Origin of the sequence: Gordonia sp. NPDC003585 (assembly GCF_040610755.1) — a bacterium.
GTDB lineage: Bacteria > Actinomycetota > Actinomycetes > Mycobacteriales > Mycobacteriaceae > Gordonia.
In genome coordinates, this window is record NZ_JBEXMX010000007.1 from 26,756 (window position 1) to 37,682 (window position 10,927).

The following is a 10,927-nucleotide window of genomic DNA, read 5'->3' on the forward strand; positions in this document are numbered from 1 at the left end:
TCCCCCCAACCTCTTTCTCACTGAACGGAGCACACCAGAATGGCCTGGGACTTTTCCACCGAACCCGAATTTCAGAAGAAGCTCGACTGGATGCGGGATTTCGTCCGCGCCGAGATCTTCCCACTCGAGGTCCTCGATCTCGACTGGCCGACGCTGCTGCGCGCCATTGCCCCACTGCAGGAGGAGGTGCGCGCACAAGAACTCTGGGCGGCCCACCTCGACCCCGAGCTCGGCGGCCAGGGCTATGGACAGGTGAAGCTGGGTCTCATGCAGGAGATCCTGGGTGCGAGTCCGTACGGTCCGCTCGTATTCGGCTGTCAGGCACCTGATTCCGGCAACGCCGAGATCCTGGCCGCGGTGGGCACCGACGAGCAGCGTCGCCGCTGGCTCGACCCGCTACTGGCCGGCGAGATGTACTCGGCCTTCGCCCTGACCGAGCCGGGCAACGCGGGCGCCGATCCCACCAATCTCACCACCACCGCCACCTGGGACGGTGAGCAGTGGACGCTCAACGGCCACAAGTGGTTCATCAGCAACGCCAGCACCGCCGACTTCATGATCGTGGTGGCGGTGACCGATCCGGACGCCGACCGGCACCGCCGCGCATCGCAGTTCATCATCCCGATCGACGCGACGGGCCTCGAGGTGGTCCGCGACATCGGTTCGATCGAGAATCCGCGTCCCCGCGACAACACGTACGGCTCCCACTGTGAGGTGCGCCTGCGCGACGTGAAGGTCGGGCAGGAAGCGATGCTCGGTGGCCGCGGTGAGGGCTTCGTGGTGGCGCAGATCCGGTTGGGGCCGGGCCGGATTCACCACTGCATGCGCTGGATCGGCCAAGCCTGCCGTGCCTTCGACATGATGTGCGAGCGCGCAACCTACCGATCGGCGCATGGCTCGGTGCTCGCCGACAAGCAGACGGTCCGCAACTGGATCGCTGATTCGGCCGCCGAGATTCAGGCCCTGCGCCTGATGACCCTGCACGCCGCGTGGCGCATCGACGAAGAGGGTACGTCCAACGCACGCAAGGACATCGCCCTCATCAAGTTCTTCGGCGCCCGCATCCTGCACGACGTCATCGATCGCGCGGTCCAGGTCCACGGTTCCCTCGGCTACAGCGCCGACCTGCCATTGGAGTTCATGTATCGGGCCGCTCGCGCCGCACGTCTCTACGACGGACCCGACGAGGTGCATCGTGACAGCGTGGCACGCCAGTACTTGAAGGCGTATTCCCCTCCCCCACAGCAGGTTCCGTCCGAACACGTCCCGACCCGACGCGCTGCCGCCATCGAGCGCTTTGCCGACCTGCTCGCCGAACAACCCTGATCGTCCACCACCCATAGTCAACGAAAGGTATCGAGAACACATGTCTCTCAACGGAAAGATCGCCATCGTCACCGGAGCCCATCAGGGCATCGGACAGGCCACCGCCATCCGCCTCGCCGCCGACGGCGCGCACGTCGCCGCCGCCGACCTGCAGGACTGCGAGGTCACCCTCAAGGAGATCGCCGAGGCCGGGGGTTCCGCCGAGGCGATCCGACTGGACGTCCGGGTCGCCGACGACTGGGCGTCGTCGGTGGCCGACATCATCGACCGGCACGGTCGGGTCGATTGCCTGGCCAATGTCGCGGGCGTGGTCAACATGATCAGCGAGGACTCGGTGGTCGGGCTCACCGAGGAGGCCTGGGACAACGTCGTCGGCACCGACCTCAAGGGCGTGTGGCTCGGTATGCGCGCGGTGATCCCGAACATGATCGAGGGCGGCGGTGGTCGCATCGTGAACATCTCGTCGATGGCCGCGCTGCGCGGATTACCCAATCTCGCTTCGTATTCCGCCGCCAAGGGCGGCGTCATCGGCCTCACCAAGCAGGCCGCCTACGAGTACGGTCCGCACAACGTGCTCATCAACGCGATCGCCCCCGGCACCATCGACACCCCCATCCTCGCCGACATCACCGAGGAGATGCGCCAGGCAAATGCCAACGCGCACATCGTCCGTCGGCTCGGCCGGCCGTCGGAGATCGCGTCGATGGTCGCCTACCTGATGCGCGAGGGCGATTTCCTCACCGGCGAGATCTACCCCGTCGACGGCGGCTGGGCGGCCAAGGGCAACTTCTGATCTCAGCGATTGCTGGGTTATCCCATACCGCTGCCTGAGGTGCGACGAGCAACAAACAACCGCTGCCTGAGGTGCGACGAGCAACAAACAACCGCTGCCTGAGGTGCAAGGAGCGCTAGCGACGAGCCTCGAAGGCCTGGTGAGACAACGATGTCCGCTCACCAGGCCTTCGACGCTCCTCGACTTCGAGACGCTCCCTGCTCGTACCTCGCATGGGGCTCCTCAGCCCGGCGGCTGCGCTCGTCGCACCTCAGGCAGCGGAAGAGAGTCGCGGAACGCACGACCAGCGAGACTGCGGCTTCAGCCGATCTCGATACCGTGCGCGCGCACGGCATCGAGCAATGCGGTCGGCCGCTGCGCCGGCGAGACGTCGTGCACGAGCGCGAACGCGCAACCGAGTTCGACGGAACCACCGTCGGCGACGTCGCTGTCGCCGACCATCAGGGCGTGTTTCGGTTCGACGCCGATAGCGTCGAGTGCCGCTTCGAAAATTGCCGAATCCGGTTTGATCGCACCGACTTCGTAGGACAGCGCGTACGTGCTGACGAGTTCGAACACTCCGTATTTGCGTAGCACCCGGCGCAGATCGAAAGCGATGTTGCTGACGACGCCCACCGGGATTCCGGCGGCGGACAACCCCTGCAGGACGGCGACCGTGTCGTCGAACGGCACCCACGAGTCGGGATCGAGGACCCGCTCGTACAGCGACACCGCGTGCTCGGGAACGGTGAGACCCGACTGTCCGAGCATCGCCAGATAGGCGCGGCGATGCTGTGCGGGATCGAGATCCCGGTTTTCCCAGGCGATTCGGTCGTCACCGGTGATGGTGTCGGGAACGCCGACCGGCTGCGTCATCTTCCGGATCAGTTCGGCCTGGGTGTCGACGTGCAGCGGGTCGCCGTGCTCGTCGTGCAGCCCGTCGAACCAGTCGTCGCGGGCCTCGAACCGGAACAGGGTGCCGGAGAAGTCGAACAGGACCGCCTGGGGAGCGCTCATCCGCCTGCGGTCTCCACGACGTCGGCGATCCGACGCGCAACCGAGTGCGCGGCGTCGGCGCTGGCCGCCTCGACCATCACCCGCACGAGTTGTTCGGTGCCCGACGGACGGAGCAGAACCCGTCCGGTGTCGCCGAGTTCCACCTCGGCGGCCACGACTGCCTGCTTCACCGATTGCGACTGCGCCACAGCGTGTTTGTCGCCAACTCGGACGTTGATGAGCTCCTGCGGGAGCACCGTGACGATACTCGCGAGATCGGCGAGACGCTTACCGGTGACGGCGATGCGTTCGGCAAGTAGCAAGCCGGTCAGGATGCCGTCGCCGGTGGTGCCGAACTCCGGGATCACGATGTGCCCCGACTGCTCACCGCCGAGGGAGTAGCCGCCGCGACGAAGTTCCTCGAGCACGTAGCGGTCGCCGACCGCCGTGGTCCGCAACTCGATCCCGGACTCGCGCATCGCGATGTGCAGACCGAGGTTGCTCATCACGGTGGCGACGAGAACGTTGTCGCGCAATTGGTTTCGCTCGCGCAGCGCGGTCGCGAGGATCGCCATGATGACGTCGCCGTCGACGAGTGCGCCGGTGGAGTCCACGGCGAGGCAGCGGTCGGCGTCACCGTCGTGGGCCAGGCCGAGGTCGGCGCCGTGTTCGAGCACAGCGGCCTGCAGCTTGTCCATGTGGGTGGAGCCGCAGTCCTCGTTGATGTTGATGCCGTCGGGTTCGGCGTGGATCGCGATGACGGTGGCGCCGGCGGCCTCGTAGATCTGCGGTCCCAGCGTCGATGCGGCGCCGTGCGCACAGTCGACCACGAGGGTCAGCCCGTCGAGCGGCTGCTTGATCGCGGCCGCGAGGTGACGGCCGTAGCGTTCACCGGCATCCGGCGCGTCGACGATCCGACCGACCGCGGCTCCGATGGGCCGGATGAACTCGTCGGCCATGGCGGCCTCGATCCGGTCCTCGACCGCGTCGTCGAGCTTGTGTCCGCCGCCGGAGAAGAACTTGATCCCGTTGTCGGGCATCGGGTTGTGCGAGGCGGAGATCATCACGCCGAAGTCGGCGCGGTAGTCCGCGGTCAGGAAGGCCACCGCAGGCGTGGGTACAACACCCACGCGGATGGCGTCGACGCCGGTCGCGGCGAGGCCGGCGCACACCGCCGCCTCGAGCATCTCGCCGGATGCGCGCGGGTCGCGGCCCACCACTGCCCGGGGGCGGGTGGTGGGTGCTTGCGAGTCTTCCTCGAAAACGACCGCGGCGGCCGAGGCCAGGCGCAACGCGAGCTCGGGTGTGAGCTCCGCGTTGGCCAGGCCCCGGACGCCGTCGGTTCCGAAAAGGCGTGCCAAGATCAGCGCTTGGAGTACTGCGACGCCTTGCGGGCCTTCTTCAGGCCGTACTTCTTGCGCTCCACCGCACGCGGGTCGCGAGTGAGGAAGCCGGCCTTCTTCAGTGCCGGGCGATCCTCCGGGGTGACCTCGATGAGGGCACGTGCGATCGCGAGCCGCAGCGCGCCGGCCTGGCCCGAGGGGCCGCCGCCGACGAGCTTGGCGTAGATGTCGAAGGACTCGGTGCGCTCGACGGTGACCAGCGGAGCCTTGATCAGCTGCTGGTGAACCTTGTTGGGGAAGTACTGCTCGAGCGAACGTCCACCGTTGAGGCTGAACTGACCGGTGCCGGGCATGAGGCGCACACGGACGACGGCCTCCTTGCGGCGGCCGACGGTCTGGATCGGGCGGTCGATGACGACCGGTCCGCGATCGGCCACAACCTCGGCGGCCGGGGCGGCGGTGTCGTAGTCGTCGGAAGCGGCTTCCACAGCCTCGACGCTCTCCACGGCCTGCTCGACGGCGGTCTCGGCGGCAGCGGTGTTGTCACCGGCTTCGGCCTGGGCCTCGGCAGCATTCTCCACGGCGGCCTCCACGGCCTCGTCGCTGATGTTCTCGTTGGTCACTGGGCCACCTGCTTGATCTCGAAGGGGACGGGGCGCTGGGCCGCGTGGGGATGGTTCGGGCCGGCGTACACCTTCAGCTTGGAAGCGATGGCACGACCGAGCTTGTTCGAGGGCAGCATGCCCTTGATGGCCTTCTCGACGACCCGCTCGGGGTGCGACTCGAGGAGCTCGGCGGTGGTGCGGGACTTGAGCCCACCGGGATGCCCGGAGTGCGTGTAGTTCAGCTTGCGCTCGGCCTTGTTGCTGGTCAGCACAACCTTCTCGGCGTTGATGATGACGACGAAGTCGCCGCCGTCGATGTGCGGCGCGTAGGTCGGCTTGTGCTTGCCGCGGAGCAGGTTCGCGCTCTGCACGGCGAGGCGGCCGAGCACCACGTCGGTGGCGTCGATGACATGCCACGCGTGCGTGATGTCACCGGCCTTCGGGGTGTAGGTGGGCACAGTTGTCCTCAACTCTTGTTGTCGTTTGCTACTGGTCGGGCGCATCGGCGGCAGGGATTCCGGCGACCAGCGGGGACCCGGAGCTACTTTTACCTGCGCACACAAGGCGAACAGGTGCCACGCACCAGCGATCCAGAGTACGGGAACGCCAGGTCCGGGGTCAAAACGCGGCCACCCCCACGCTGATCGAGCCGACTCCGAGCCCGGTCCCGCTGATCGAGCCGACACCGAGCCCGGTCACGCTGATCGAGCCGACACCGAGCCCGGTCACGCTGATCGAGCCGACTCCGAGCCCCTGGGCGAGGCGTCGTGTCGAGATCACTGTGGATAACTCACACCCCGAACTCCGCCGAACAATTCTTGTCGTACCCCCATGCGATAGTGAACACATGTTCGAACCGGGGCGGGACACCAGCGAGGCCACCCTGGCCGACGCGGGTGAAACCGACCTGGCCACAGCAGCTTCGGCGTTCACCCGGATCGAGTTCGAGGTGATGGCCCGCAAAATCCTGGCCGCCTACCACCTGGGCCGCAAAGTGTTCGACCGCGTGCAGGCCGCCGATTCGGACCGGTATCGCAAACGCATGCCCGACAAAGCCGCCCTGCGCGAAGTCTCCCTGCATTTCGCCGTCCCCCCGGCGACGGCCGGCCGGTGGATGACCCTCGGCGCTTTGCTGCAAGACCTCCCGCAAGTACGGGCAGCGTTCCTCGCCGGGGATCTGTCCGAATCACGGGCATCGCTGGTCGCGCACGCGGTGTGCGGCGTGGATGCTGAGCAACGGGCGGCTGCTGAGGAGGCCGCCCTGATCCTGGCGGCCGATGCGTCGACGAATGCGGTGCTCTCGGACAAGTTGGATGAACTGGTGATCGCGCTGGACCCCTTGGCGGCGGCCGAGGTGCGGGAAGAGTTCGCCGAACGCTACCAAGACGTCCGCTTCTCCAAAGCCCCGTACGGGCAGGTCGCCATCTCAGCCACCCTCGGACTCGGCGACGCCCGCTACCTGCAATCCCGGATCACCGGACTGATCAACCACTACCTCTGCGCCGACGACCCGCGCCTGCCCGGTCAACAACGTGCCGATGCGCTGGTGGCCATCACCCGCGGCCGTACCGAGTTGGAGTGCCAATGCGGGTCAGACACCTGCGGTGCGCGCGCGAACCAGAAGCCTCACCCCGAACCCGAACCCGCCGACGACGTCACCGACATCGATATTGATGCTGACGTCGCTGCAAAGCCGGACGCTGCGCCCGCGAAACCCTCCACAGCGCTGGTACCGACCAAAGCTGCCGTCGTCGTTGTGACCGATGCGCCCACCCTGGCCGGTCTGACCGGGGAGATGGTGCCCTTCGTCCCCGGCTACGGCGTCATCGACCCAGCCCACGCCCGCGCACTCGCCACCGACGCCACCTGGACCGGCATGTACCGCGAAGCCCAACGGTTCATGCATCGCACCGATCCCACCGACCCCGACCCGCACGGGCGCATCACGATGCTGCGCGCCGGACGACCCCGCAAGGCCGGGCGTATCCACGTGCCCGCCCACCTCGACAGCAGCAGCGACAGTTCCGGCGCGATCCGTGTGTTGTCTCGCCCGCCGAACCCGAAGCCGATCGACCCCACCGGACACGGTGGGCTACCTGTACCCCCGGTCGGGGCGTTGGACTACGAACCAACAGACGCGCAGCGGCGCGCCATCGCGCTGACTGATCACCACTGCCGCGGACCCTACTGCGGCCGACCCGTGGCCGAATGCCAACTCGACCACGTACGGCCCTACAACCACGCCGACCCGATGGCCGGCGGCTGGACGATCACCGACGACCTCATCCCACTCTGCATCCCCTGCCACCAGTTCAAACACCTCGACATCTGGATACCCACGTTGGCCGAAGGACGCGCAGTCATCTGGCGACACGCCACCACCGGCAAAACCATCATCACCTGGCCGTAGGCTCTCGTGGTCGCCAATGCTGTTGGGTTGCTTGCCCTTCGAGGCCCTCGGCCAGCGCCTCGGGCACCCTTCGAGACGCTCGCATGCTCGCTCCTCAGGGCGGCGCCTCAGGGAGCGGAATGGCTCGACGCCACTAGCAGCAAGTCGGGGCGGCTGACGGATCTGTCGTCCGAACAGTTGTATCGGCCGCATCGCGCTGCGTCCCGGTCAACGGATTCCTAGACTTCGCGCATGTCGACAACCTGGCGATGGTTGGTCCCCTTCGTTTTGGCGACGCTGGTGTTCAGCGCGTGCTCGTCGATCGATGGCGAGAGCTCGCCCGAGTCGGGCGACGTGGTGGCGCCGGCCGCGGTACCGACAGTCGTCGTGGTCGATGCGTCGGAGTCGATGCTGATAGAGGACGCGCCAGGTCCGCGGTGGACCGCCGCACGCGCGGCGGTCAAGGCTCTCGTCGGTTCGCTGCCGCCGGGGACCGAGGCGGGCGTCGTCGTGTTCGGCTCGCAGCAGTCGGCGAAGACGACCACGCAAGCTCAGGGCTGCCGGGACGTGCGGGTCGTGGTCCCGATGGGCAAGGTCGAACCGTCGTCGGTCGACGCCGCCCTGGGCGCACTCACCCCGCAGGGCTTCACGCCAATCGGCGATGCCCTCACCGAGGCGGCGAAGTTGCTGCCCGACACCGCATCGTCAATGGTCCTGGTGTCCGACGGCGAGTCCAACTGTCAGCCCGATCCGTGCGCGACCGCCCAAGCCATTCGCACGCAACATCCGAACGTCACGATCAGCGCCGTCGGATTCAAGACCGACGCACCGTCGCTGCAGTGTGTGGCCCAACAGGGCGGCGGAGTATTCCTGACCGCCGACAACGCCGCACAAATGACTGCGCGTCTGGCAGCCGCGCAGAACGCGCAGGCCGCACGGTCGAGGTTGTCGCCCAACGGCCAGGGACAGGCCACGATCGGCGACTCAATCGACACCGTCGCCGGCAAGGTGCCGGGCTTCCCGCGCACCGGCACCCGAGACGGCGACCGCACGATCATCGTGTGGGAGAACTGCACCTACGTGTTCGACGCGAGTGGGACGCTGGTCGAGATCGCGCCCGGGAATCCGCCTGGCGCGTCGGGCGTCACGATCGACGGTGTGACAGCCGGCAGCGCGGGGTCGCGGGCGGTCGAGCTGTACGGGCAACCTCGCTCCGACAGCGACCACACGGCAGTCTTTGTCGCAGACGAGGCGGCCGGAACCGCTTACCAGATCGGCTATTCCGGGGCCGACGCGATCGCGGACGGTACCGTCCGGTCGGTGGTGCTGTGCCACTGCCTGCCGAGCAAGGCGCCGGCGACTCCTCCCGTGCTGGGCCGGGCGAACTACGAGCAGTACGCGGTTGGCTTCGGCACAGAGAGACCGAACGGCATCTCGTTCGCATCGACCGCGTCGAGCACCATCAGCGACATCGTGTGGGAGTCGTGGGGCGGGCCGGAAGCGATCGGCGTAGGGAGCAGTCAACAGAACGGGCCGGACGAGCCGAAGACTCCGGATTGGTTGCTCGCCACGGATCTCGGCTGGTGCAACGACGTCTGGACATACCGCTCGGTGCGCCGCGCGTCGTCACGCGCGGGACTGGCCACCTCGGACTTCGTGGTGGACATCTGCCAAGGGAGCCGCGCTGAGCCGACGAACGATTCGGTGACACTGAGCCCCACCAGCCTGCTGACCTTCGGCGGTGCAGGCGGGGTGTACATCGGCGATCCGTCGTCGAAGATTCCGAACACCTACGTCAGCAAGACGGTGGTCACTCAGGGCCTCTACCCACCCGGAACCCAACTGTTCTTCTTCCGCCCGCAGAACTCCAATCAGTACAGCGCTCAGGTCAGGGCTGACCCCGATGGCACGATCGCAGCCTTCGACTGGTTCGCCACCGACAAGGGCGTGCAACTCGGTTCGTCACGCGCAGACGTCAGACAGGCGTACGCCGGCTACCCCAGGGGCACCTGCCGTACGTCGTCGGTCGACGGGACCGCAGATTTCTTCCTCGAGCCCAGCACGGGACGCTACGTTGCTGCGGTTTTTGACACCGACGGCCGCGTGACGTCCCTCAGGGCGCGGACTGGGTTCACCGACGGACAGCACTGCCCGTTCGAGTGATGCGTTCTTCTCACCGCGGCGCGATCACCGCGGTCCGCACCGCTTGCTCGCATTCGGTGTCGACGGGTTCGGCCGCGTTACCCGGCTGACAGCCGATGGACACCTGCAGCCCGTCGTCGACGATGACATACCAACGGATCGCGCTTCCCGACGCGGGCTCCTCGCGGTAGCTGATGACGTCGCGTCCGGCGAATCGCGTCGACGGGGAGAACTCGGTGACCACGTCGTCGCCGCGCTGCCGCATCCGGTTGCCCAGGCTGGTCGCCACCGAGGACAGCGTCGAATCGCTCCGTACGCGCGTCTGGATGAGGAGGATCCGCCGCCCGTCCTCGGCCGACACGAACAAGGTCCGCGACGTGGACGGGTCGGCGCGTGTGCCGCTCGGGGTGGGTTGCGCGGTCTGCCGCCAACCTCCGGGCACCGTCAGGGTGGTGCGCCCAACGACCACCGACCCTGGTTCCACCTCCCGCGTCTGCTCGCGGTGCGACGCCATACCCACCGCCACCACACCTGCCGCGGCGAGCACTGCAACCACCGCAGCCGCCACGAGGATCGCCGTGCGAGGACGGGTCGATCGTGCCGGAACCGCGAGCGCCGGCTCGGCCGCATCGGAGTGCGGACGAGCGGCCCCTCCCGTCCGTGCGCCGTAGCGCAGCACCAGGCGAGGCTCGGCCGGTACGACCCGCCCCGCAACGGCATGCGCGGTGACGACTTCGACCGCGGCATCCACATCGGCCGGGTCGGCACCATCGACGAACACGGCCTCGACCGCGTCGTCGATGATCGACATCACGCCGGCCTGCCCATCGGCAGGGTCGAGCACCGCACTGCGCTCAACCATCCACCCGGAACTTGCGCGGCGCAGGATCGCCACATCCCAGCCCGGCTTCGGCGGCCGGACCGGGTCGACAATCGGGTGCGGCACGTGCGTGGTCTCGACCACCGCGCACCTGCGGACGGCTGGGTCGCAGTGACTTCGCGCGATCAGAATCGCTCGCGGCACGAGAGATACGACACGGCCATAGGCACCGACCTCCGACAGCACCGACGCCCGGCGCGGACCCCACGTACTCGGATGCCCGACGATCAGGGGCGCAGCCGAGTCCACTCCGCCGATCGCAGGTCCGAGTTGGTGAAACACCATCCGCCATGCCTGACGGACGGGCATGGTTCCGGAAGCCGTACGCACGGTGGGTGAGTCGACCGCATCGAGGATCTGACCGACGTCGGCAAGCACCGCACCCGGTGTCCTCGACGAGGTGACCCGACCGTAGCCGAGGTCGATCACGACGGACGGATCGGCAACCCTCTTCCCGGGTATCGCCTGCGTCAT

10 protein-coding genes are annotated in these 10,927 nt (G+C 67.5%); 4 read left to right on the plus strand and 6 right to left on the minus strand.

Going from position 1 to position 10,927, the window contains the following annotated elements; all coding sequences use genetic code 11:
* The first annotated feature begins 39 nt into the window (after nucleotides 1-39).
* Complete coding sequence (locus ABZW74_RS03105; protein WP_355273787.1) at nucleotides 40-1,326, plus strand: acyl-CoA dehydrogenase family protein; 1,287 nt, start codon at nucleotides 40-42, stop codon at nucleotides 1,324-1,326.
* Between the two features lie 40 nt (nucleotides 1,327-1,366).
* Complete coding sequence (locus ABZW74_RS03110; protein ID WP_240856632.1) at nucleotides 1,367-2,119, plus strand: SDR family NAD(P)-dependent oxidoreductase; 753 nt, start codon at nucleotides 1,367-1,369, stop codon at nucleotides 2,117-2,119.
* A gap of 300 nt (nucleotides 2,120-2,419) precedes the next feature.
* Here the strand turns inward: ABZW74_RS03110 and ABZW74_RS03115 are convergent, their stop codons facing one another.
* The 5 genes from ABZW74_RS03115 to ABZW74_RS03135 all read right to left on the minus strand — a co-directional run bounded on the left by ABZW74_RS03115 (nucleotide 2,420) and on the right by ABZW74_RS03135 (nucleotide 5,822).
* Complete coding sequence (locus tag ABZW74_RS03115) at nucleotides 2,420-3,115, minus strand: HAD-IA family hydrolase (protein WP_240856631.1); 696 nt, start codon at nucleotides 3,113-3,115, stop codon at nucleotides 2,420-2,422.
* Nucleotides 3,112-4,455: a phosphoglucosamine mutase gene (glmM, locus tag ABZW74_RS03120; protein ID WP_240856630.1), complete on the minus strand. Its 1,344-nt coding sequence runs from the start codon at nucleotides 4,453-4,455 to the stop codon at nucleotides 3,112-3,114. Before glmM ends, ABZW74_RS03115 begins: the two co-directional genes overlap by 4 nt.
* 2 nt (nucleotides 4,456-4,457) lie before the next feature.
* Nucleotides 4,458-5,060, minus strand: a complete 603-nt coding sequence (gene rpsI, locus ABZW74_RS03125; RefSeq protein WP_240856629.1) for a 30S ribosomal protein S9 — start codon at nucleotides 5,058-5,060, stop codon at nucleotides 4,458-4,460.
* On the minus strand, nucleotides 5,057-5,500 hold the full coding sequence (gene rplM, locus ABZW74_RS03130; RefSeq protein ID WP_240856628.1) for a 50S ribosomal protein L13: 444 nt from the start codon (nucleotides 5,498-5,500) through the stop codon (nucleotides 5,057-5,059). The genes rpsI and rplM overlap by 4 nt, the downstream gene beginning before the upstream one ends.
* A 160-nt stretch (nucleotides 5,501-5,660) precedes the next feature.
* Entirely contained in the window at nucleotides 5,661-5,822 is a 162-nt protein-coding gene (locus ABZW74_RS03135; RefSeq protein ID WP_355273794.1) for a hypothetical protein, read from the minus strand.
* A 67-nt stretch (nucleotides 5,823-5,889) separates the two neighbouring features.
* Here ABZW74_RS03135 and ABZW74_RS03140 point away from each other — a divergent pair, with 67 nt between their 5' ends.
* Together ABZW74_RS03140 and ABZW74_RS03145 are read left to right on the plus strand one after the other, a co-directional pair.
* Nucleotides 5,890-7,452 carry an HNH endonuclease gene (locus ABZW74_RS03140; protein WP_355273797.1) on the plus strand — a complete coding sequence of 521 codons (1,563 nt, stop codon included), beginning with the start codon at nucleotides 5,890-5,892 and terminating at the stop codon, nucleotides 7,450-7,452.
* Nucleotides 7,453-7,683: 231 nt separating this feature from the next.
* Entirely contained in the window at nucleotides 7,684-9,594 is a 1,911-nt protein-coding gene (locus tag ABZW74_RS03145; RefSeq protein WP_240856626.1) for a VWA domain-containing protein, read from the plus strand.
* A gap of 10 nt (nucleotides 9,595-9,604) precedes the next feature.
* Here the strand turns inward: ABZW74_RS03145 and ABZW74_RS03150 are convergent, their stop codons facing one another.
* The gene (locus tag ABZW74_RS03150; RefSeq protein WP_355273801.1) at nucleotides 9,605-10,927 is read right to left on the minus strand and encodes a type VII secretion-associated protein; all 1,323 of its coding nucleotides are present in this window, start codon (nucleotides 10,925-10,927) and stop codon (nucleotides 9,605-9,607) included.